This window comes from Deltaproteobacteria bacterium HGW-Deltaproteobacteria-6 (genome assembly GCA_002840435.1).
Lineage (GTDB): Bacteria > Desulfobacterota > Syntrophia > Syntrophales > Smithellaceae > UBA8904.
The window spans coordinates 89,941-112,878 of the sequence record PHAT01000006.1 but is presented as its reverse complement, the minus strand read 5'-3'; the positions used below and the strand labels follow the sequence as shown (position 1 = coordinate 112,878).

Here is a 22,938-nt window from a genome sequence, read left to right as displayed (position 1 = left end):
CCATGTCGATTATTTTTCCCCGTTTATATCAGGCACTGTACCCGGTCTTTTTCGGCTGTCTGTTTCTGTTTGTTTCCTGCGCGGCAGCCCCACCTGTCCAGCCGCCGGCCAAACCCGCTAAAATTGCCGTCGTGCTGGGCGCGGGCGCGTCCAAGGGGTTTGCGCACATCGGCGTCTTGAAGGTGCTGGAAGCCCAGAGAGTTCCCATCCACATGATAGTGGGAACGAGCGCCGGCAGCCTGGTGGGGAGTCTCTATGCATCGGGAAAAAGTGCTTTTGAATTGCAGGGTATTGCCATGAAAATGGAGCGGGACAATGTTCTCGACTACGACTGGAAGGTCTGGAAAGGTGGACTCATCAAGGGCGAGAAGCTTGAAAACTTCATTAATGCTAATGTGCGCAATACCCCCATTGAAAAATTGAAGATCCCTTACTTTGCCGTGGCAACCAACGCCAACACCGGCGAGGAAATGGTTTTTGGCAGGGGGAACACCGGCGTTGCCGTGCATGCCAGTTGCAGCGTACCGGGAGTGTTCCAGCCGGTCAGGATCGGGAACAATACCTATGTCGATGGCGGATTGGTCAGCGCGGTGGCCGTCGATGTGGCGCGCCGCTATGGGGCGGATGTAGTTATTGCCGTGGATATCTCCGGCGGTCTGGACAAAAATACCCCGATCGGGATGATGGACACCATGGGAAAATCAGTCAACATCATGTACATGCGAAACATCAATGCCCAGCTTAAAAACGCCGATGTTGTCATCAGGCCGAATGTAAAGGATATTGGTTCGACGGAAATGGAAAAGTTCAACCAGGCGATTTTCGAAGGTGAAAAGGAGGCCACACTGGCCATGCCGGCCATTTTGCAAATCCTCGCCAGGCTAAGGCAGGAAGGCCGGCTTCCCCAGTAACCATCAGGATTGCAAACGACGATGACCCATCGTCAGCAGTTATTTGCGCAGACTGTATTTAATCATCTTGAGCTGTAAACCCTTGCGGCTCAAGCCCAGCAGCTTGGCGGCCTTGGTGACATTGCCCCCGGATTCTTCAAGACATTTGATGATCATCTGCTTTTCCACATCTTCCATGTGCGTGCGGACGAAGTCTTTAAAGGGCTTTTTATCGCCATCCACGCCGGCTGCGACATCCTGCTCCAGACTGGTCTTGAATTCCGGTGGAACTTCGTCAGTGGTGATCATCGGACTTTTGGCCAGCAGCATCATTCTTTCAATCAGGTTTTCCAGTTCCCGGATATTGCCGGGCCAGCGATAGCGCAAAAGCATTTCTTTTACGGCATTGTCCATCCCGCTGATGGCGAGATCGAGTTTTTTATTGAATTTATCTACAAAAAAATCCACGAGCGCAATGATGTCTTCCGTTCTTTCCCTCAAAGGAGGGACGTTGATGGGAAAAACATTGAGGCGGTAGTACAAGTCTTCGCGGAAACTTCCGTCTTTTACGATTTGCAGCAGGTTTCGATTGGTGGCGGCGATAAAACGGACATCCACTTTGATGGTCTTGAGGCCGCCGACTCTTTCAAATTCCTGCTCCTGCAGAACGCGCAGCAGCTTGACCTGCATATCCCGGGGGATTTCACCCACCTCATCGAGAAATAAGGTGCCCTTATGCGCCAGTTCAAACTTGCCGGGCTTGGTAACGGCTGCTCCCGTAAAAGCTCCTTTTTCATAACCGAAAAGTTCACTTTCCATCAGGGTCTCGGCAATGGCCGCACAATTGATTTTGATCAGCGGATTGTTCTTCCTGGGAGAATTCCGGTGAATGGCCTCGGCAACCAGTTCCTTGCCTGTGCCGGTTTCTCCGTTGATCAGAATGGTGGTGGTCGTAGGCGCCACCCTCCTGATGGCATCAAACAGGTCGAGGGTCGTCTGGCTTGCCCCGATGATGCCGGCGCGTTCGATTTCATCCGGCGGCAGATAGAGTTCATTTTCTTTCAGATTATGTGTTTTGACGGCCTTGGAGACGATATTTTTCAGTTCTTCGAGTTCGAACGGCTTGGTGATGTAGTCCAGGGCGCCTTTTTTCAGGGCTTCGACGGCCGTTGCCACAGTACCGTGAGCGGTGATCATAATGACGGGGACTTCCGGGTATTCCAAGCTGACGCGGTCCAGGAGTTCCATGCCGCCGACGCGCGGCATCTTCAAATCCGTGACCACGGCGGCAATCGGTCCGGATTTTAAAATTTGCAGCGCCTCTGCGCCGTCGGCCGCGGAAGCGACTTCGTAGCCTTCTTTTTTCAGCATGGCGGCCAGAACCAGGCGCATATTTAATTCATCATCGACGATTAATATTTTATTCATAACCTACAACTATTATGACTTGGCGATTAAATCAAGATGGATTGTATTTTACACGTTTTACATTTTGCCGTTCGCGTTCAGGCGGATAAAAAAGACGCTGCCCTGGCCGGGAATGGATTTAACCCGAATGGAACCGCCGTGTTCCCGGATGATTCTCTGGCAGATCGCCAACCCCAGCCCCACACCTCTTTCTTTGGTTGTGTAAAAAGGTTTGAAAATGTTTTTTAGATCGTCCGGACTGATGCCGCTGCCCGTGTCCCGGATGGTAATGCCTACGGCGACGCCGGCACTGGTTTCAATTTTTGATGTCCGGAAGGTCAGGCTGCCGCCCTGGGGCATGGCTTCAATGGCATTGAGCGATATATTGATCATGACCTGAATCATTTGCTGTTCATCGACGCTGACCGGCGGCAAGCCTTCCTGCAGTTCCCGGACAATCGTGATTTTATCGGTTAGCCGGTTGGCGGCGATGATCGAAATCACCCGGAGGATAATGGCGTTGATATCCTGCGCCTGGATCTTACCGTTCCCGGGACGGGCATAATCCAGAAACTGGCTGACGACAGCATTGAGCCGGTTGACTTCTTCGATAATCACATTCAGAAGCTGGCTGTGTTCTTCCGTCGTTGCCTCGGACTGCAGATATTGCGCCGCTCCCTTGATGGAACCCAGCGGATTGCGGATTTCGTGAGCGAAGACCGGCGCCATTTCCGAGAGCAGCAGGGCCTTCTCCCTTTCCAATTTTTCATCAAATTCATAAAGGGATGTGAAAACATCTTTGCTGTCGGGATAGAGAAAACTGAAAATTTTCTTCAGGATCATTTTAACCGGCGTGACGGAGATGACGATTAAAAATGACGCCATCACAACACTGGTAAATGAAGGCAGACTGGAACTGAAAAAGAAAGCCACAAAATAAAAGATGAAAGCGCCGATGATGGTGCTGATGAAAATAACCAGGGCGCGGGCGAAAAAATCATGCAGCTCCGAAAGCTGGGGATAAGCGATAATCAGCAGGGTTAAATAAAGCAGGGCGGATAAAACCAGGCCGGCAACCGGCGGAAAATTGTAACCCAGATAACCGAAAATATCGGCCGAACAGATGAAGGCGGCGGTCGGGCAGGTGATCAGCAGATAACGCAGCCGTCTTTTTTCCGTGCTGGGCGCCAGTTTGCTCACATGGCGAAACAAAGCAATGTAGCAGATAACCAGCACGATGCAGGCGTAAGTAATCAGTGCATAGCGAAAATAGGGCCAGGCGGTAAGGGGGGTGAATTGCATGCCGGCGCCTGCCAGGCTGATCAGGGACGTCAGCGCCACGGAGCCCTGCGACAGATAAGAATTATTGCGGGTCAGGTGGCGGAAAAACCAGACCGACAGGGGGGCAAGGGCCAGAATCCCGATATATTCAACGTATATCCAGAATCGCGGCGTGAACAGTCCCTGAAAAAAAAGCGCCGCCTGTGAAATGGAAATGGCCAGGCAGAAGACCGCAAAAGATATCTGCAGCTTGTCTTTTTTTCCCATGATGAACAGCGACAGGGCGATGGTAAAACTGGTTGCGGCCAGCGTAAAAGTATCCATGATGATCCCATGTTCGTTTTTGTATATTTAATGTGTTTACTTATAGCGCAGAAAGAGGAAAAAGCTAAGGGGAAAATTTCCCGCAGGCCTGTGTGTATTTTCTAAATGGCCTGACGCGTTTTATGCCACAAAAGATTGACTTTTTACACTCCATGATTTAATAGCCAAAATGAATAAAGATAAAATTGGGGGATTGGTGCATTCATGAAGAAAAAAGATTTATTGAAAAAAACAGTCGAGCATATCGACATTAAGGCCATCAACGCTGTGGAAATCATTGAAGCCATGAAGAAAATGTCCTTTTCCGCACGCGATCTGGCGGCTGCTGCCGAAATTTACGACCGGATGCTCAAAGAAAAAAAATGCGCGGTCATTCTGACCCTGGCCGGGTCCACCAGCGCCGCCGGGTGCATGCAGGTGTATGTCGATCTGGTGAAAAACAATATGGTGGATGCGATTGTCGCGACCGGTGCATCGATTGTTGATATGGACTTTTTTGAAGCGCTGGGTTTCAAGCATTATCAGGGCACGCCGTTTGTTGACGACAAATTATTGCGCAGTCTTTACATTGACCGTATTTACGACACGTACATCAGCGAAGACGATTTGCAGCATTGTGACAAAACCATCAAAAAGATTGCGGACACGCTGGAGGCGCGTCCTTATTCGTCACGGGAATTCATTGCCGAAATGGGCAAGTATCTGGTCACAAATTCCAAAAAGAAAAATTCTCTGGTGCAGGCGGCCTACGAAAACAATGTGCCGATTTTCTGCCCCGCCTTTTCAGACAGCTCCGCAGGCTTCGGTCTGGTCCTGCATCAGGTGGAGCGTCCCGAGAGCCACATGTCCATTGATTCCGTCAAGGATTTTCTGGAATTGACCAACGTGAAGATCAAAGCGGGCACCACCGGACTTTTGATGATCGGCGGCGGCGTGCCGAAAAATTTTGCACAGGATACCGTTGTTTGCGCCGAGATTATGGGCCACGACGTGCCGATGCATAAATACGCGATACAGATCACCGTGGCGGACGTGCGTGACGGCGCCTGCTCCAGTTCGACGCTCAAAGAGGCGAATTCCTGGGGCAAGGTGGATTCCAGCTGCGAACAGATGGTGTACGCCGAAGCCACAACAGTCCTGCCGCTTCTGGCAAGCTACGCCTACCATAAGGGAAGCTGGAAGGGACGCAAAAAGTGGGAATTATCCAAAATGTTTGACGGGGATCAAAAAACCGTCCAGAAGAAAACCAAAAAATAGTAGCGAAGAAAAAAACGGGCCCGAAAGGCCCGTTTTTTTATTTAGTCTGATTGAAATCGTATCTGATGTGTTGAGAAAATTATCAGGCCGGATCGCATGCCCTCATTTTTGATATCTTGCCCGGTTCATCCGGTTCTTGCGTACTTCCTGAAAGCGAGTAAAATGTAAGATTAAATGGAAACAAATGACTTCGATCGGAAATATTTAACATCTAATTGCCATTTTACAACGGTTGAAGTATTAAGAAGTATCCCTTTGTTAAGCAGGAGGATAGTTATATGCAGGCCATGTCGATAAGAATCTTCCTTATCCTATTCATACTAACCCTATTAAGTCCAAATTGCTTGCTGGCAGTGGCTGAACAGCGTACCGCTCTGGTCATCGGCAACAGCACTTACAGTTCCGGCCCCCTAAAAAACCCAGTTAACGATGCTACGGATATGGCTGCAGCACTCCAGAAACTCGGTTTCAAGGTCATCCTGAAGAAGAACGCCAATCTTGAGTTAATGGAGGACGCCATCGAGGACTTCGGGAACCGGTTGAAGAGAGGTGGCGTGGGCCTTTTCTACTATGCCGGACATGGAGTTCAAGTGAATGGCGTCAACTACCTAATTCCCATAGGGGCTAAAATCAACAAGGAATCGGATGTCCGGTTCAAAGCCTTTGATGCCGGACGTGTCCTCGCCGAGATGGAGAACGCCAACAATGGCCTGAACATCGTGCTGCTGGATGCCTGCCGTGACAATCCCTTCGGAAAGAGTTTTCGCAGCGCTACCCGTGGTCTTGCTATTGTGAGCTCTGCGCCGGCTGGTACATTCATTTCCTATTCCACCGGCCCCGGTCAGGTCGCGAGTGACGGAGAAGGGAGAAACAGCCCATACACAAAAGCTCTGCTTCAATATGTGCAGGAACCGGGTTTGGCCATTGAGGATGTTTTTAAGGGTGTACGGCGAAAACTGCGCAAGGAGACCGGGCAGGTCCCATGGGAGTTGTCATCACTCGAAGGGAAGTTTTTCTTCGTTCCGGGGCAGAGCAGCCAGTCCACTGGTATTGCTGGAGTAAAAGCCAGCCCCGTCGATGAGTTGCGAGTCAAACAGACAAAGCTTGAATCGGAGAAGGAGAAACTACGGCAAGAAAAGGAACTGCTTGAACAAAAGAAAGCTCTGAACGATGAAAAGCGGAAGATCGAAGCGGAGAGAAAACAGATTACTGCAATCCAGTCACTGACTGCGACAGGACCTAAAGAGATCAGCAGGGACAGCAGATTCATTGCTTACGACGATGGGACGGTTCTGGATACGAAAACGAATCTGATGTGGGCAATGAACGATAATGGATCAAATATTAACCGGCAGCCCGCTAAAATTTACTGCGAGAACTACCGTGGTGGTGGTTATAGGAACTGGCGAATGCCGACGCAAGATGAACTGGCGGGGTTGTATGACTTGTCTAAATCTTATATGTCTGACTGCGGTTTTGATGTTCATTTGACGGAATTGATTCGTCTTACATGTACAGCGACTTGGGCATCAGAAACACGCGGTTCTGATGCTGCCTATTTCAATTTCCATCGTGGCTCACGAGCCTGGTATTTCCACTCTTTAAACGGTCGGGCACTGCCGGTGCGTTCGGTGCAAGACAAGCAGGAAATCCGTTTCATTGATAATGGAAATGGGACCATTACGGACACAAAAACGGGGCTAATGTGGAGAGCGCACGATAATTCTAATCCCATCTACTGGAAGGACGCCAAGCGTTATTGCGAGACTTTCCCTGGGGGCAGTTACAAAGACTGGCGGTTGCCGGCGACGGACGAACTGAAGAGCCTCTACGACGAAAGCAAAAGATATAAATCCCCAGGGGGATTTTCTTTGAACTTAACTGAATTGATTGGGTTATCGTCCGGTAGTGTCTGGACGTCGGACACACGCGGTTCCGAAGCCGCTTACTTCAATTTTATCGATGGAAAACAGGGCTGGCTCGGCAGAGATCACTTTGTCGCCCCGGTCCTTCCGGTGCGTTCCATAAGATAGATTATTCGATCATTTGGTGATATTTTATCGGTGCTGGATTGACCCGCACCTTTCTTTTGTTAATCTGCAATTCCATAAACAAGAGTTCAGTGTTTGTTGGTAGCTGAAAGAGATAAAAGGTCGCATCAACCGGATGAACCTCTTTTCCTTAACAGCAGACCCTAGATCGTCAGCTTCTGCCGGGCCATGATGATATCCGGAACATCCCATTTTTTCTGCTCCATCAACTGGATGAAAGCGCGGCGGTAGAGGAGTGTCACGGTGATTTGAACTTTGCCGTTTTTCGGCGGATCAAAGGCGTAGGTGCCGGTGTCGCTGGAAAAGGCTGCCAGACGGTTGTCACTGACCAACTCCGTATGATTCCAGTAGGCGCCCGTCGGGAAAACATCCGTCCATTTTTCCTTGAGGACTTTGGCGTAAGCTTTACCGGGAAGTCCGCTGTAGTGGTTCTGCTTTCCTTTCCCGGTACCGCACCATTCGGGCAGTACAGGGCCCGCCTGTAGTTTCAGCAGCTTTCCCCGTGAATCTTTTGCCTCGATAAGCAGGATCAGATGGCGGAGCGGGGAATCCGTGGGGACATGATGACCCGTTTTGTCATTGGTCAAGGTTACCGTAACGGCCGCTTTGCCGTCCTGCATCTTTGCCCATGCTTTCATCGTCAGAGCATTCCGCAGGAGCTCGGCGTCCACGGTCATGTTGTGGTTGTGGATCGCGGCAGGGTCGCGTTCGATCCCTCCTTTGCCCGGTGCAATATTGGTCAGCGGTTTGCCCTGGTAAAGGGTGGGCGAAGGCATGTGGCATTCCTGACAGGTTCTGGCCTTTCCCGATTTCAGATCGGCATAGGGGCTCATGAGCCACTCTCCGTAAGAGTTGTAAATAAGCGTATCCCAGAAACCTCCATAGTGGCAGGCAGCGCAGTATTTGCTTTCCCTGAGCCCAGGAAGGTTGGTATCCCCTTCGGACGCGTTGACATCTTCGAAGGTGCCAAAGAAGAGTTGGGGTCTTTTCGGGTCATTCGGGAAGGGACGCTTGACCTTCATGCTGTGGACGCCATGCATATTGGCGAAAGGCAGCAGGGATTGAGGATCAAGCCGGACATGGCCCACCTTGTGGCAGAAATCGCAATGCACGCCATGCCGGTCGGGTCCCTTTACCGATTGCGGGTCCACGTTTTTGCCGATGGATGCACCGGGAATGTGACACGAACTGCAATCCCCGGCGACGCCCGGGAAATCAAGCTGAAACCCGGGGCCGTAATAAGGTCTGGAAGTATCGGGACGGCGCGGGACGGTGGCATTGCCCCAGAGGCTGAAGGCCGTTCCCTTTTCATAGCGGGTGAGCGGACTTTGATTCCCCTCCACATCCGTTCCGTAATACATGGTGAGAAAGCGGGGATTGACCGCCGCTTTCAGATGCGGGTCGTTGAGGCTCATTTTGGTTATGGCAGGGTGGCATTCCGCACAGCTTCCTTTGGGGCCTTCTGGAGGAATCCACTCATAGTGGGGGTTGTCATTGATCTGATAACGAACCAGCATCAGGCGAATCCCATCTTTCGGGGCTTTCACATCCTTAAGAAGCGCGCTGTAGTATCCTTCCTTCCAGGCGGTGACGTTGAAAGCTTTTTCCGCCGGAATGCCGGATAGGATAAAACAGCCGGCTCCGTCGGTCACGGCCACATTCTGTGTTCCCTGCACGCGAACCCGCGCCCCGGCTACCGGCCCCCTCTCGTCTTCCGCCACACCAGAGATGGTAGCGGTTCCCCGTGCTTCGAGCAGGGGTGCTGAAAGAATAGCCGCTACCACCAGCCCCATGCAAAAAGCAATGAGCATCACGCCGGCACAGTGGCGGGCTTTCTTTGTTTTCCTGAAACATCGTTTCTTCATCGCGTTGCGGCGGCAGTTCTTCACTCTTTCCATAAATCAGGTGTCACCTGTTCCGGTTTGTTCATGTCGGAATAGGTGCAGGACTTGAGGTCTCCGTCATATATTTTATCGGCGTATTTCCAGCCGACGCTCCAGTCTTTGGCGGGATAAGGCTCGGGATCGGGCCGGTTTGCCCCGCCCGTTATATCACTGGCTTCAAATTTGTCCGGAAAGGTCACCTGGAATCCCAGGCAGCCGCCGCTCGGGCAGTCGAGGGCTTTATTTGCCCAGCTGCATACAGAGTCGTCACAATCATTTTTGTTGGCCGCCGCGCAGCACTTATTCAGATTGGCATCCCACCTGCAAAAGGACTTGGGTTTGCAGGTTTCCTTTTTCGCCTGGTTGCCAAAGGCATCGGCAAGCTGCTTGGTTTTGTCGTCCTGACCCTGACCAAATCCCATATCCATGGTGACTTCCAGAATGCCCTTGTCGCTATTGTATGATCTGCTCCAGTTGGTCGGCCAGAAATCCACGGGTGTGAAATTGAGCTTATTGCCCCGCAGAACGACGACTTCATCCTCACCATCCTTAACTTTTGTGCCTACCCTTACCATCCGGACATTGGCGGCGCCGGAAAAATTCGGATCACTCCCGACGTAGATCTGGAAGGTCACGCGTGTGGACGGTTTGGCGTACAGCAGGAAAAAGTTGTAGCTCTTATTTTTTTCGAAGACGCTGAGGTTGTGAAAGATCTTGGTTGGATCCCCATAGCGAGGCGTGCCTTTGACCTGGGTGTCCCGGCTGACGGCGGTATCGATATAGTATTTTCCCAGGTTGGCAATCAGGGTGCTGCGCTGCCAGATACCTGCTCCCATCATGCGGATGCTTTGTCCGGGATCTTTCTTCTTTCCATCCTTTTCTTCTTCGGCGGTGTAATACTGCCGGTAAATCGGTACACCGTAGCAGTTGCGCTGATCGCACGAGTTGCACCAGGTGTTGTCCTTGCAATAGTCATCCCCGGAACCCTCCTGAAACTGGTTCGGATAAACGACGGCCGTTACATAGTCGAAAGGCGCCTGAAAACAGGTCTGATCGGAGCCGCATTCCATAGTCAGGGTGGGCGCCAGAAAGAATTTATCTTTGTTCACTGAGATCGTGCCTTCGAAATCCGCATAGGGAAGGCTCTGCGCGCCGGCAAGCCCGGCCAGTGAACCGTCGTTGTCGTTGAGTTCCGTCTGACGATCGACATCGGTAAAGTCTTTGGCAAAGAGTTCGGATTTTATCCCCGGATAATAGCAGTAGTCGCGTTCGACCCAGCTTTCATTGACTTCGGCTGTGCCCGGTTTAAAGAGCGGCACAATGATATAGTGGCGCAGGTCCACCTTGTCGAAAAAAAGATTCCGTGAGTGGAAAGCGGGGGGATAGTAAAATCCGTTGGGCTGTTTCCAGCCGATGGCCGCGTTGGGCAGAATGCACTGGCCTTTATACGGGTCCTCCTGGGCCCTGGGAATGCTCATCGCCCGGTACCCCGAGCCGTACATATACTGGCTGTCGCATTGGCCCTTGCCGCATTTGTCCACGGGGAGCTTCCTGATCTGCAGATAGGCGTTGTTTTCCTGGTAAACGGGACCATCGTAAATATTATAGAGACGCTGATAAACGCCGAATGTATCGATGGGCATGGAAATTCCCTCCGCCTTGGACAGGCAGTAACCTCTGTCCGGTGAATAGGCGCATTCCAGCCCTTTGGGGTACTTATTGAAGGGACCGGCCGGTGACGCATAAGCGTTGCCGGGATTTTCTTTTTTGGCAGGATCCCATGGCTGTGTGTTTCCGATAAAGACGCTGTTGCGCGTCAGGGCCCAGTAGCCGTTGATGACCTGATCGTAGCTGCCGCCCGACACCATGGTCAATCCGCCGTTCAACACATCGGTGAGTGCGCTGTCGGTCACTAAAAACCAGTTGGCTCGAAGCCAGATCGCCGCAAAATTCTGCTGTGCCCAGTGGAAAGACGATGTGTAGGAATCGATGACGCTGACCGGGCATTTGTCGGTATTTCCCTGAAGGCAGACGGATTGATCACAAACTTTCCCGTCGCACAGCGCCGGTGTGTAATTGGCGAAATTGCTGGTATCCGGATACAGTGTGGGTTTCTGGTCATAATAGCTCTGAGCGAACGGGTTGAGAATCGGCTGCAATTTATAACTTTTGTTGCCATCTTTAAAATCCATGACGACGCCGTTGCATGTGGCGGTGTCGCCGACGGTGATCAGTGAATACTGGGCGGTGGAGCAGAAGTTTCCGCGGAAAGATTTGAGCGGCGCCTTGCCATAGGGCTGATCGCGCTTTACTCCGGGATTTTGAATGCCGGCGTAACCCGACCAGGTCATGTCAGAAGAAAGACCGCTGATCCGGGAAGGCACGATCCAGTAACACGCTCCGCAAGTTCCGGCGCCCGCCGCCATGTTGTGATCGAACGTATTCCAGGCGTTCGTGATCTGAAACACGGAAGGGTGCATGATATCGCTTGCGTACTGCTGCAATTGCGCTCCGGGCGGCGGGGTTTCATTCGATGTCATGGCCATGACACCCGGGACTTTGCGGGGATTCTGATCGCTGTCCACGGCGGCCCGGGCATGGATGCCGATATTGGCCATGAAGACATTATCCGCCTCGGTGCCGTCTGCAAGATAGTATCCGTGGCCAATTGATTTCCAGCCGACATTCCTCTCCAGGCGCACCTTTTGTGTTCCCCTCAGTTCGATCCAGTGGGTCATCGACTCGTTGATCGAACAGTCTTTGACAAAGGTTCCATCCGGAACTTCCCGCGTTAAATGGAAATTGACGGGCGCGTGGGCCATGCGGCCGCCCTGACCAAGCTTCTGGAATTCCACCCCCTGCATCTGAAATTTGGCAAATCCCTGGCGGATAATCGTGTGGCCGCCGAAGTAACTGTCATTCGGAAGTTGTGTCTGATAATTATCGCCTTCAGAAATAATCCGGATATTCCTTGTGAGCAGAGCAACGGCCGCCCTTGTTTCCACTTCTTCAATCCTGAATCCGGCATTCTTCAGGCGATCGGGGATATTATGCCCGGCCAGGGAATACTTTTTGCCGTTATGCGGATATTTAATCTCATTATTGATGGTGATTTTTCTTCCATCGGTTTTATCGCTAATGGTGAGCTCTTCGGAGTGGCCGGGCAGGTAGTCGGTTGTCGTCACCACGATCTGATCATTTTTCTGCCAGTCAACATCCCTGTCCAGGGTAAGCGTCTGCGGCGCGGTTTGAGCGGGGAGGTTGTCCGCAAGCCTGGCCCAGCTTGTGCCGGAGTTGTGGAGAAGGATAATATAGCCTCCTTCTGTACTGATGTTTTCGGTCAATCCCTCTTCGATCATGATACTGGTGTGAAAGTCATTTGCGCCCTTGGAAACAGTGATTTCTTTTAGCTTCCGAACCTCGTATTTTCCGGAGCCCTTATCCATGAAAAGTACAGGATGTCCTTTTTCCCAATCGATGACCCGGTCAATGTCAAAATGGGAAGCACCTCTGGTCAGGGGTTTGTTGTAAAGAAATACGCGGGAGGCATCGACGTCCATCGGATTCAACGAACTTAAATCGCTCTCGTAGGTGGCCCCTTTTTTTCCGAACATCTGGATCGTTCCGCCGTAGGAAAGAGCGATTACCTTGCGGCCGAAGTAGGCCCGCTCCGCTAAATTGTCGTCGGTGGGAAGCTTCTTGTATGGGTAAAAATAGTCTTCAATACCCGCAGGCAACTTATACGGGCTTTGGTCACCCTTTGACCATTGCGTTCGCGGGACGCCGCAGATCAGGTCAGGATCGTTCCCGCTGCTCGTTGTCTTGCAGGTGATGCCGTTGTCGGCATCCTTGCCGTAGAGATGGATTGTCACGGTATTGTTGCTGATCGGTTTATCCTCCGATCCGACAATCAGGCTTCCGCCGTTTTCCACCAGGATTGATCTGGTCCAGAAATGAATATTTTTTTCATCCTTGAAGATCAGCTTCCCTTCCGCCGTCGGTTTTCCATCATTGCCAATGGTGCCGTGAATATTGACAAATCCGTAGTTGTAAATTCCGGTTCCGACGCATTTGACCTCTCCCCCCTTGATTTCCAGATCATTGCCGCTGACGTCCGGCTTGAGAGTATTGGCCTCCGTGCATTCGCTAGCATAGGGCGCACCGTAACCGGGGATAGGGATGGACAAAAAAATGATCAGCGCCATAATAAAAATGGACTGTAAAATAAAATGCCGGTACTTCTGCGAAACGATCACGGGATGCCTCCTGAGAAGATGCTTGGGTTTGATGGTTCCTTCCGGGTTGGCTGTTGCTATTTTGCCGCCTTGACTGCATCAGACGCGCCGCTTATCGCTTCTGATGCGCGGGCCGCGTTGTCCCTGAACTCAAATGATTTGATTTCTCCCGAAACGGGATCGAATTCCAGCCGGTGCGAGTTGTTCTGGAAAGCACCGTTGGTGATTTCTACGGCGGCCAGTCTGCCGCACTGCATCAACTCCACCGGGTTTGCCGAAACAAGGGTATCCCGGGTGATTTCCAGTCTGCACTCGGCCGGTATCCTGTAATACAGCCCTTCGGCCTTTTCCGTTTTTTCCGGTCCCTTTACCGGAACATTGCATTTACTGATGGTATAGGACAGTTTGTTATCTTCGATCCACGCCTGAAACTGTTTCCGGAATCGGTCATTGTTGCCCTTGTCTCCGAACCATTTTGTAAAAGGAGCGCCATCGAGCGTGATATCCCCGAAGCTGTCGCATTTTCCCGATTCGACGATCAGCGGTTTGCGGTATTGCAGGGTAAGGTGCCGGTCCAGTTCGGCGATACGCTCCTTCGTTTTCCTGATGATATCTTCCATGGCCGAAATCCTGTCTGCCGCGTTGTTTCCCGTTTCAGCCAGTTGGCCTTCCGCTTTATATAATTTGTTTTTGACGGTTTTCAGATGCTGCTGGAGAACGCCGTATTCGCTTATGACATCTTCGGTGGCCTGATTGCAGATGCCCTGGTCCGGTGCTTCTCCCTTTTGCGCTGACTGGTTTAATTGAAAGGAACGCACCAGCTGATCCTGTTTGAGGGAACGGCTGCTCGCCAGCATGGTCATCGCCCCTCCCAGAAGAGAGGACACATTCAGCGAAGAAACGCCTGTTATCACGTCGCTCACGAGGGTGGCGCCACCCTTGATGATTTCCGCCGTGTTGTCTTTTGCGTCGTAGCTGATGCTGGTCAGGAGACCGTTGGAGATGGAAATCCTGGCCAGAGGGATGGTCTTGGAGAGATTGCTGAAATGGGATGAATCGATCAGATAGGCCCCTGTACCCCTGTCGGGGACCACCCGCTGTTCAATGGCGGTATCTATAATCTCAACGGCACCCCGGCAGTTTACCAGGCGAAACGTCATGACGTAGGAAAGTTCCGTGGCGGGAAGATAATAGGCGATGCCCGTGGCGGGAATGCTGTTGTCGGCCGGCCGGGAGACGATCCTGGTCGTACAGCCCGGGATCAAGCTGAGGAGCAGCAGAAGGAAAATGCTGACCAGAGTCATTGCAGAAGGCTTCCAAGTTTCGTCTGCCTTTATTTTTGTTCTATCGGGTTTAAAGATTACATCCATCGAGGGCTCCCTTGCATTGATTAAAACGGAAATCATCTCACGCGGACAATCCGGACCGGTATGAGGTACCGCTTGATTACTAACACATTTCTGATGGGATTTCATTTCATTTTGGAGTATAGAAACATCCATGCCGGACGCTTGGAATGGAGACAATCTATGCATGCTTTTTTGAAGTCGTACACCCTGTTCCTTTTCATTTTGATCTGTCTCATGGTCCCTCATGGGGATGCCGCCGCCGAGCAACGTCTGGCTCTGGTCATCGGCAATGCCGTTTACGGGTTTTCACCCTTGAAAAATCCTGCCAACGACGCCTCCGACATGGCCGTTTCCCTCCAGAAACTCGGCTTCACGGTCATTCTCAAGAAGAACGTTAATCTCAAAGAGATGGAAGAAAGCATCCAGGATTTCGGCGGTCGTCTGAAAAAAGGCGGAGTGGGTCTTTTCTATTTTGCCGGACATGGACTTCAGGCGGGCGGCGTCAACTACCTTGTTCCCATCGGAGCCAAAATAGACAAGGAGTCGGATATCAAATACGAGGCTGTGGATGCGGGGAGAATTCTCGATGAGATGGCCAATGCCGCCAACGGCATGAATATCGTGATTCTTGACGCCTGCCGGGACAATCCCTTCTCCAGGCAGTTTCGTTCTGCTTCCCGTGGCCTGGCTATTGTCGGCAGCGCCCCCACGGGGACCTATATTTCTTATTCCACAGGACCGGGGCAGGTAGCGCTGGACGGAGACGGACGCAACAGCCCCTTTGCCGCCGCTCTGATGCAATTCATGAAAGAACCGGGCCTGACGATCGAGCAGGTTTTTAAAAACGTCCGTCACAAGCTGGGCCAGGAAACGGCCGGTAAACAGGTGCCCTGGGAATTGTCATCCCTGGAAGGGGATTTTTTCTTCCTGCATGGTAGTTCTACAAAGACAGGCACGTCAAGGGATATGGCCGACAGCGGGTACAAAGGTGCTACAGAAGCCAGGCCAGCCCAGGATCGGTCGTCTTCCGAGCAGGCCGCCTTCAGGGATGCGGTTACCGGAATGGATTTTATCCTGGTTAATGGAGGTTGTTTCCAGATGGGTGACGGTCTGGGCGACGGATTGCCTTCCGAAAAGCCCGTTCATGAGGTTTGTCTGGACAGCTTCTATCTTGGCAAATACGAAGTTACTCAGGGGCAGTGGAAGAAAGTAATGGGAGCAAACCCTTCCCACTTCAAAGCCTGTGGGGACCAATGTCCTGTGGAGAACGTGAAATGGACGGACGTTCAGTCCTTTATCGCGGAACTGAACGGATTGACCGGTCAGACTTACCGCCTGCCCACGGAGGCGGAATGGGAATATGCCGCCCGCGACGGGGGAAAAATGGTGAAATGGGCGGGGACCAGCAGTGAAGGCAAACTAGGCGACTTTGCCTGGTACGATGACAACTCAGGGGACAAGACGCATCCGGCGGGGCTGAAGAAGCCTAATGCCCTGGGATTCTACGATATGTCGGGCAATGTCTGGGAATGGACCGGCGATTGGTACGCGGAGGCCTATTACCAGAAGAGTGCGAGAGATAATCCCCGCGGCCCCAATGATGGGACTGACCGGGTGCTGCGCGGGGGATGCTGGCTTGACCGCGCCAGGGATTGCCGGACAACCATACGCTTTAACTTCAACCCGGCCAATGGTTTCAAGAGCATCGGCTTGCGCCTGGTGCGTCAGCTCGGGAAGTGATTAAACTAAGGAGCCACGTTGACAAGAACAATTGATCTAACTGCATTGAAAACCATTTTGGATGACCGCCGGGTTTCAGCCGGCGAATCAGTCCTCAACCTGCATTCCCATGATGAATCGTTTCATGCCCCGTCTCTTCCCGATGTCGTCGTGTGGCCCCACACGACCGAGGAAGTCAGCCGCCTTGTCGCCTGGGCTTATCAAAACAAAGTGCCGGTTGTCGCTTGGGGCGCCGGAACCAGCCTGGAAGGAAACCCCATTCCGGTGCAAGGCGGTATGGTTATCGATTTTAATGAAATGAACCAAATCATCGCCGTCCGTCCGGAAGATTTTCAGGCGGATGTTCAGGCCGGCGTGATTTATAAGGAACTCAACCTGGCGCTGGTCCATGAGGGTCTTTTTTTCCCTCCGGACCCCGGAGCCGCGGCCACCATAGGCGGCATGATCGGCAACAACGCCAGCGGCATCCGTTCAGTCAGATACGGCGCAACCAAGGATTACATTATGCGGCTGGTGGTTGTCCTGCCCAATGGCGACGTCATCCGCGTGGGCAACCGCGCGCGAAAAAGTTCGTCCGGTTACAATCTTCCGGCTCTCTTTACCGGATCGGAAGGAACGCTGGGCATTGTCACCGAAGCCACATTAAAACTGGTCGGCCTGCCGGCGAACTTTATGGCTGTGCGGGCAACCTTTCCCACGGTTCTTGACGCCACGACGACGGTGTATCAGATTATGCGTGCGGGCCTTGCGCCTGCCGCCATGGAATTTCTGGATGCCAATGTCGTCCATGTGCTTAATTGCGACCGCGGGCTGACGCTTGAAGAAAATCCCACGCTGCTCATGGAATTTTCCGGATACAGTAAACAGGGACTTGCCGAAGAAATGAATTTTGTGGAAGAGATTTGTCAGCAAAGCGGCGCTCTTTCCATTGACAAGGGAATCGGCTCTGAGGAACGGGCGCGTCTTTGGGAAATCCGGCATCAAACCTATGAGTCCATCAAACGTTTTCACATCGGTCTTTCCCCGTTAATTATGGATGTGGCGGTGCCGCTGTCCCGCTACAGCGAGATGGTGGATTTCAGCAAAAAGGAAGTTCAGGATCTGACCGCGTATCTTTTCGGACACGCAGGCGACGGCAATATTCATGTCCATGTCATGGATGATCCGCAGGATAAAAAACGCTGGAACCGGGTGGAGGAAGCAAGCAGGAACATTGTGATGAAGGCGCTGGAATTTGAAGGCACCTGCACCGGTGAGCACGGCATCGGCATCGGCAAAAGCTGTTTTATGAAAACAGAGCATGGTGAAAGCCTTCTTTTCATGAAGCGCCTTAAGGCATTGCTGGATCCGGAGAATCTGTTTAATCCCGGGAAATTTTTTCCGTGAGTCAAAATCTAATGATGAAGAGTGCAGCAGGCTATTGGCGAGTCATTGGCAATAAAGCGTTCAAATCAAAAAAGTTCATGACAAAAAAACCGCCGCCCTTCCAAAGAAGGACGGCGGTTTGGTTTCGGGTTAGGCCGCTTTAATCGGGACTTTAGTCCCTTTGTTTTTTGCTGACGGGCTTTTTGGAATTGTGACATTCAAGACGCCGTTTTTAAAGCTGGCTTCCGCTTTATTGGCTTCCGTTTCAGTGGAGAGCGGAATCACGCGGTTAAAAGAACCATAGGATCGTTCCATGTAATAATAGTTTTTCCCCTTGTCTTCTTTTTCCTCCTTCTTTTCACCTTTGATCGTTACCGCTTCGCTGGTTACGGTGACCTCAATGTCCTTTTCCTCGACGCCGGGAAGTTCCGCACGAATGGTAAACTCTTTATCACTTTCCTTGACGTCAAGGGACGGCATGAAAGAACCGAATTTCCCCGACGCAAGTCCGCGTGGCGCAACATCAAATCCGGTGAAGAAATCATCAAACAAACTATTCATCTGGCGCTGCAAAGAATAGAAGGGATGATCGTCATCTCTTCCCGCAGGTCTTTGCACTGCCGGCAATAGATTTTTTATTCTCATAATCATATCCTCCTATGAAACCCAAGCTTCAGCAACGAAGTGCGCTGAAGCTTGCTGGTTGGATTATCCCGCCGGAGGCGGGGCTTGTACATTCAAGATTTAATCGTTGTTCGCTTGCCACCCTCAGGGTGGTATCTCAAATTTCGTCGTTCGTATTTCGTCGTTTGTATCTCGTAAACCGTGAACTCTGAATCTTTCTACGCCGCCTTGATGGCGATTTTTTTCGGTTTCACTTTTTCTGCTTTCGGAAGTTCCAGTCGCAAGACGCCGTTCTTTACGGTTGCAACAATCTTATCGTGGTCAATTTCTTCCGATAGCGTAAACACCCTTTCATAATCTCCGATTTCATATTCTGAATACATCATTGTTGCATCCTTGATCCGGCCGTTTTCAACCCGTCCGGTGATAGTCAAAATATTTTTTTCCAGTTCAATATCAACCGTCTTGTCATCAACGCCCGGCATATCAGCTAACAAAAAGAGAGAATCTTTATTTTCATAAATGTCCACGCGCGGCACAAAAGTCTTGACGTTGCGGATACGTTCTGTGGCCGACACGTTTTCTGTTTTCTGCATATCTTTTTCCACCATGGAATCACACCTCCTTTCCATCTATTGAATCTTAATCTTCTTGGGTAAATCTTCTTTGATTCTGGGCAACATAACCGTTAAAATTCCCTTTTCATACCTGGCTTCCACCGCTTGCGCGTTAACCTGAAACGGGAGTTGGATATTACGTTTGAAGCTCCCGATGCCTCTTTCCTGGCGAAGATAAGTTTCGCCCTGAGTGAAAGTCTCCTGCAAAGCTGTGCCTGACAAGGTTACAACATCACCGAGGACGGAAATATCCATTTTTTCAGGATCTATTCCGGGCAGTTCCGCTGTGACCACTGCAATTCCGTCTTTTTCCCAGATGTTGACTGCGGGATAATCCTGAGGTGACTTTTGCCCGACATTGGAAAAAAGCCGGTTCACTTCCCTCTGCAGGTTCAGCATTTCCGGCATAGCGTCGGAAAATCTTCTGATTCTCCATAAACTTGGATTGAACATAAACTTTCCTCCTTTCATGAAAAATTATTGTAAGCTACTGCTCTTATTGCTTATTTTACTGTTTCGAGCTAAATATATGAATGAAAATTATCTTGTCAAGAGAAACGGCAGCCATGTCCATATCTCTGCTTGCAGCAGATGGTGATTAAAGGGAAAAGAGGGAGAAAAAACAGCCTGATGCCCTTGACACACCATACCCGCGTTCTTATATTATGCGCGCTTTAAGCAATGGTTTTTAAAGGAACAAGGAAAAGCTATTATGAAAGATCATATTGTCAAATTGTTCAAGGAAAGCTGCAGAGTCAAAGAAGCTTTTATCAATGATAATCTCGGCAAGCTGGTCAGTGTTATTGAGGTTTTAACAGCGGCTCTTAAGGCCGGAAATAAAATCATGATTTTCGGCAATGGAGGTTCTGCAGCAGACGCGCAACACTTGGCTGCGGAATTTGTCAACCGCTTTATCATCGAAAGGCCACCGTTGCCCGCTATTGCATTGACAACGGATACTTCCGTTATTACCTCTATAGGTAACGATTATGATTTCTCGGAAATATTTGCCAAGCAAATCCGTGCGCTGGGTCAGCAAGGCGACGTGGCGTGGGGTATCAGCACCAGCGGAAATTCACCCAATGTGCTGAAAGGCCTCGAACAGGCTAAGAAGATGGGGCTGGTCACACTGGCTTTTACCGGCAAGGATGGCGGCTCTATAGCACAAACGGCTGATTATTCGTTGAACGTGTCATCAAACAGCACGGCGCGCATTCAGGAAGCACATATCACGGCCGGGCATGCAGTTTGCGAATTAGTGGATATTAAATTATTCCAGAAACCGGATTTAAAATAAAAGAGTGGCAGGAGTGGGAGTGAAAACGAAAAAAGATCATTATGACAAAAAAATAAAGGTGGATGCTTCTGAAGCGGCCGAGACCGCAGAGGAAACAGTTACCTTGGAGCATGGTGAATTAAGTGAATTAAAAGAAGCGCTCGCAACGAAGGAAAAAGAGTCCAAGGATAATTATGAACGTTATCTCAGGGCTGTCGCCGAACTTGATAACTTCAAGAAGCGGGCGGCGCGGGATAAAGCCGATATTATTAAATACGGCAAAGAGGATGTGATTAAGGATATTCTGCCTTTTCTGGACAGCCTTGATCGGGCGTTGGAGCATGCTGACAGCAACGACGCACAGGCGTTCAAGTCCGGCATTGCACTGATTCAGGATCAGTTGCTTTGCTGTTTAAAAAAACATGGCGTGGAGAGAATCGAAAGCGCCGGCGCGGATTTTGATCCCAACTTCCACGAGGCTCTGATGCAAATGGATAGTTCGGATCATCGGGATAATCAGGTTGTCAGTGAAATTGAAAAAGGTTATTTGCTCAACGGCAGGTTGATTCGGCCGTCGAGAGTTTGTGTATGCAAAAAGACCAAAGAAAATAATGGATGTGAAATAAATGATGCCAATGGAGAATAAGGAGGAATAAAAATGGGAAAAATTATCGGAATAGATTTAGGAACGACGAACTCATGCGTGGCGATTATGGAAGGCGGCGACCCTGTTGTTATTGCTAATCAGGAAGGCAACCGCACCACACCGTCTGTTGTTGCCATTACGGAAAGCGGTGAACGTCTGGTCGGTCAGGTGGCCAAAAGACAGGCGATCACCAATTCGGAAAATACGGTCTACGCCGTCAAAAGAATGATCGGCAGAAAATACAATTCTAAGGAAATTCAGTACGACGTGAAGATATCCGCATACAAAATCACCGAAGCGGCGAATGGCGACGCTCAGGTGACTGTGCGTGGCAAAAATTATTCGCCGGCCGAAATTTCGGCGATGATTCTGACGAAGATGAAGCAGACCGCAGAAGACTATCTGGGTGAAAAAGTAACGGATGCCGTCATCACAGTTCCGGCATACTTTAACGACTCTCAGCGTCAGGCGACCAAAGACGCGGGCAAGATTGCCGGTCTGAATGTGTTGCGTATCATTAATGAACCGACTGCTGCGGCGCTGGCTTATGGTTTGGACAAAAAGAAAGACGAGAAAATCGCCGTGTTCGATTTGGGCGGCGGTACTTTTGATATTTCAATTCTCGAGTTGGGCGAGGGCGTTTTCGAAGTGAAATCAACCAATGGCGATACGCATCTGGGCGGTGAAGACTTCGACCAGCGTGTCATGGATTATCTGGTCGCCGAATTCAAGAAGGATCAGGGCATTGACCTGCGCACCGATAAAATGGCGTTGCAGCGTCTGAAGGAAGCGGCGGAAAAGGCGAAGATGGAGCTTTCCACAACGATGGAAACGGACATCAACCTGCCGTTTATTACAGCGGACGCCTCAGGGCCCAAACATATGAATATCAAGCTTACCCGCGCGAAACTCGAATCGCTGGTAGAGGATTTAATTGATAAAGTCGTTGGTCCCTGTCAGACCGCTTTGAAAGATGCCAATCTTTCGCTTAAAGATATTGACGAAGTGATTCTGGTTGGCGGGATGACCCGCATGCCGCGCGTTCAGCAAAAAGTGAAGGAGCTTTTCGGTAAGGAACCGCACCGGGGCGTCAACCCGGATGAAGTGGTGGCCGTTGGTGCGTCAATTCAAGGCGGTGTGCTGGCGGGCGACGTCAAAGATGTCCTGCTTTTGGACGTGACACCGCTTTCACTGGGCATTGAAACTCTGGGTGGCGTCATGACCCGGCTCATTGAGAAGAATACGACAATTCCCAGCAAGAAAAGTCAGATTTTCTCGACAGCCGCAGATAATCAGCCTGCCGTTAGTATCCATGTTCTGCAGGGTGAACGACAGATGGCTGCAGACAACCGGACGCTGGGACGCTTTGAGTTGGTGGGCATTCCCCCCGCACCGCGCGGTGTGCCTCAGGTTGAAGTGACGTTTGATATCGATGCCAACGGCATTGTACATGTCAACGCCAAAGACCTGGGCACGGGCAAGGAGCAGAGCATCAAGATTACAGCGTCCAGCGGGCTTTCTGAAGCGGAAATTGAAAAACTGGTTCGCGATGCAGAGGCGCATGCTGAAGAAGACAAACGTCGCAAGGAGCTGATTGAAGCCAGAAACCACGCTGATTCGCTGGTGTATTCGGTTGAAAAGAATGTTAAGGAATTTGGCGATAAAGTGGATGCAGCGGAGAAAGCCAAGATCGAAGAAGCTATCGCCAAGGTGAAAAAAGCGCTGGAAGGCGACGATCTGGAAGCAATTAAAAAATCTCAGGATGAATTGATGAATGTATCTCACAAACTGGCGGAAGCCATGTATGCCAAAACGGGCGGCGGACCGGGTACGGGAGGCGGCGCGGGAGCCGCAGGCGCTGATCAGTCTTCCGGCAAAAAAGACGACGACGTCGTTGATGCGGATTTTGAAGAAGTAAAAAAGTAAATTATTCATATCAAAAGCCCGAAATCGTATTACGCGGTTTCGGGCTTTTTTACATCGACCTGTCCTG

General features: G+C 50.9%; 16 protein-coding genes. 8 read left to right on the top strand and 8 right to left on the bottom strand.

The genetic code is table 11. From position 1 onward, the window contains the following. Positions 1-2: 2 nt before the first annotated feature. Positions 3-911: a Patatin gene (locus CVU71_15055; GenBank protein PKN17746.1), complete on the top strand. Its 909-nt coding sequence runs from the start codon at positions 3-5 to the stop codon at positions 909-911. 39 nt (positions 912-950) lie between these two features. Here the strand turns inward: CVU71_15055 and CVU71_15050 are convergent, their stop codons facing one another. After that, on the bottom strand, positions 951-2,318 hold the full coding sequence (locus CVU71_15050; protein PKN17745.1) for a DNA-binding response regulator: 1,368 nt from the start codon (positions 2,316-2,318) through the stop codon (positions 951-953). Positions 2,319-2,375: 57 nt separating this feature from the next. Further along, positions 2,376-3,902, bottom strand: coding sequence for a hypothetical protein (locus CVU71_15045; protein PKN17744.1), 1,527 nt, complete (start codon positions 3,900-3,902; stop codon positions 2,376-2,378). Between the two features lie 204 nt (positions 3,903-4,106). On the opposite strand from CVU71_15045, the gene CVU71_15040 reads away from it, so the two are divergent. Together CVU71_15040 and CVU71_15035 are read left to right on the top strand one after the other, a co-directional pair. Beyond that, the gene (locus CVU71_15040; protein PKN17743.1) at positions 4,107-5,159 is read left to right on the top strand and encodes a deoxyhypusine synthase; all 1,053 of its coding nucleotides are present in this window, start codon (positions 4,107-4,109) and stop codon (positions 5,157-5,159) included. A gap of 278 nt (positions 5,160-5,437) precedes the next feature. Next, on the top strand, positions 5,438-7,192 hold the full coding sequence (locus tag CVU71_15035) for a hypothetical protein (GenBank protein ID PKN17742.1): 1,755 nt from the start codon (positions 5,438-5,440) through the stop codon (positions 7,190-7,192). 161 nt (positions 7,193-7,353) lie between these two features. Here CVU71_15035 and CVU71_15030 read toward each other — a convergent pair whose 3' ends face one another. Genes CVU71_15030 through CVU71_15020 form a run of 3 tightly spaced genes read right to left on the bottom strand, consistent with a single transcriptional unit; the run spans position 7,354 to position 14,698 of the window. Continuing rightward, positions 7,354-9,108, bottom strand: a complete 1,755-nt coding sequence (locus CVU71_15030) for a hypothetical protein (protein PKN17741.1) — start codon at positions 9,106-9,108, stop codon at positions 7,354-7,356. After that, a complete protein-coding gene (locus CVU71_15025) occupies positions 9,096-13,349 on the bottom strand; it encodes a hypothetical protein (GenBank protein ID PKN17740.1) in 4,254 nt (1,417 codons plus the stop codon). The genes CVU71_15030 and CVU71_15025 overlap by 13 nt, the downstream gene beginning before the upstream one ends. Before the next feature lie 56 nt (positions 13,350-13,405). Further along, positions 13,406-14,698 (bottom strand): hypothetical protein, encoded by a 1,293-nt coding sequence (locus tag CVU71_15020; protein PKN17739.1) that lies wholly within the window; start codon positions 14,696-14,698, stop codon positions 13,406-13,408. A gap of 60 nt (positions 14,699-14,758) precedes the next feature. Here CVU71_15020 and CVU71_15015 point away from each other — a divergent pair, with 60 nt between their 5' ends. Both CVU71_15015 and CVU71_15010 read left to right on the top strand, forming a co-directional pair. Beyond that, positions 14,759-16,417: a hypothetical protein gene (locus CVU71_15015; protein ID PKN17738.1), complete on the top strand. Its 1,659-nt coding sequence runs from the start codon at positions 14,759-14,761 to the stop codon at positions 16,415-16,417. 18 nt (positions 16,418-16,435) lie between these two features. Next, complete coding sequence (locus tag CVU71_15010) at positions 16,436-17,803, top strand: 2-hydroxy-acid oxidase (protein PKN17737.1); 1,368 nt, start codon at positions 16,436-16,438, stop codon at positions 17,801-17,803. 129 nt (positions 17,804-17,932) lie between these two features. Here CVU71_15010 and CVU71_15005 read toward each other — a convergent pair whose 3' ends face one another. The 3 genes from CVU71_15005 to CVU71_14995 all read right to left on the bottom strand — a co-directional run bounded on the left by CVU71_15005 (position 17,933) and on the right by CVU71_14995 (position 19,494). Further along, a complete protein-coding gene (locus CVU71_15005; protein PKN17736.1) occupies positions 17,933-18,427 on the bottom strand; it encodes a molecular chaperone in 495 nt (164 codons plus the stop codon). Between the two features lie 197 nt (positions 18,428-18,624). Continuing rightward, positions 18,625-19,017, bottom strand: a complete 393-nt coding sequence (locus CVU71_15000; protein PKN17735.1) for a heat-shock protein Hsp20 — start codon at positions 19,015-19,017, stop codon at positions 18,625-18,627. Positions 19,018-19,038: 21 nt separating this feature from the next. After that, positions 19,039-19,494, bottom strand: coding sequence for an Hsp20/alpha crystallin family protein (locus tag CVU71_14995; protein PKN17734.1), 456 nt, complete (start codon positions 19,492-19,494; stop codon positions 19,039-19,041). Between the two features lie 241 nt (positions 19,495-19,735). Here CVU71_14995 and CVU71_14990 point away from each other — a divergent pair, with 241 nt between their 5' ends. The 3 genes from CVU71_14990 to CVU71_14980 are packed head-to-tail and all read left to right on the top strand — an operon-like array spanning position 19,736 to position 22,871. Then, entirely contained in the window at positions 19,736-20,320 is a 585-nt protein-coding gene (locus CVU71_14990; protein ID PKN17733.1) for a phosphoheptose isomerase, read from the top strand. Between the two features lie 4 nt (positions 20,321-20,324). After that, the gene (grpE, locus tag CVU71_14985) at positions 20,325-20,945 is read left to right on the top strand and encodes a nucleotide exchange factor GrpE (GenBank protein PKN17732.1); all 621 of its coding nucleotides are present in this window, start codon (positions 20,325-20,327) and stop codon (positions 20,943-20,945) included. 12 nt (positions 20,946-20,957) lie between these two features. Beyond that, positions 20,958-22,871: a molecular chaperone DnaK gene (locus CVU71_14980; protein PKN17731.1), complete on the top strand. Its 1,914-nt coding sequence runs from the start codon at positions 20,958-20,960 to the stop codon at positions 22,869-22,871. Positions 22,872-22,938 lie beyond the last annotated feature (67 nt).

Bases quoted from the DNA above. Each gene is read 5' to 3' on its own strand.
- CVU71_15055 (PKN17746.1), top strand. From the start codon at position 3: ATGTCGATTATTTTTCCCCGTTTATATCAGGCACTGTACCCGGTCTTT.
- CVU71_14990 (PKN17733.1), top strand. From the start codon at position 19,736: ATGAAAGATCATATTGTCAAATTGTTCAAGGAAAGCTGCAGAGTCAAA.
- CVU71_15050 (PKN17745.1), bottom strand. From the start codon at position 2,318: ATGAATAAAATATTAATCGTCGATGATGAATTAAATATGCGCCTGGTT.
- CVU71_15005 (PKN17736.1), bottom strand. From the start codon at position 18,427: ATGAGAATAAAAAATCTATTGCCGGCAGTGCAAAGACCTGCGGGAAGA.
- CVU71_15020 (PKN17739.1), bottom strand. From the start codon at position 14,698: ATGGATGTAATCTTTAAACCCGATAGAACAAAAATAAAGGCAGACGAA.
- CVU71_15030 (PKN17741.1), bottom strand. From the start codon at position 9,108: ATGGAAAGAGTGAAGAACTGCCGCCGCAACGCGATGAAGAAACGATGT.
- CVU71_14980 (PKN17731.1), top strand. From the start codon at position 20,958: ATGGGAAAAATTATCGGAATAGATTTAGGAACGACGAACTCATGCGTG.
- CVU71_15045 (PKN17744.1), bottom strand. From the start codon at position 3,902: ATGGATACTTTTACGCTGGCCGCAACCAGTTTTACCATCGCCCTGTCG.
- CVU71_15040 (PKN17743.1), top strand. From the start codon at position 4,107: ATGAAGAAAAAAGATTTATTGAAAAAAACAGTCGAGCATATCGACATT.
- CVU71_15035 (PKN17742.1), top strand. From the start codon at position 5,438: ATGCAGGCCATGTCGATAAGAATCTTCCTTATCCTATTCATACTAACC.
- CVU71_15015 (PKN17738.1), top strand. From the start codon at position 14,759: ATGAGGTACCGCTTGATTACTAACACATTTCTGATGGGATTTCATTTC.
- CVU71_14995 (PKN17734.1), bottom strand. From the start codon at position 19,494: ATGAAAGGAGGAAAGTTTATGTTCAATCCAAGTTTATGGAGAATCAGA.
- CVU71_15000 (PKN17735.1), bottom strand. From the start codon at position 19,017: ATGGTGGAAAAAGATATGCAGAAAACAGAAAACGTGTCGGCCACAGAA.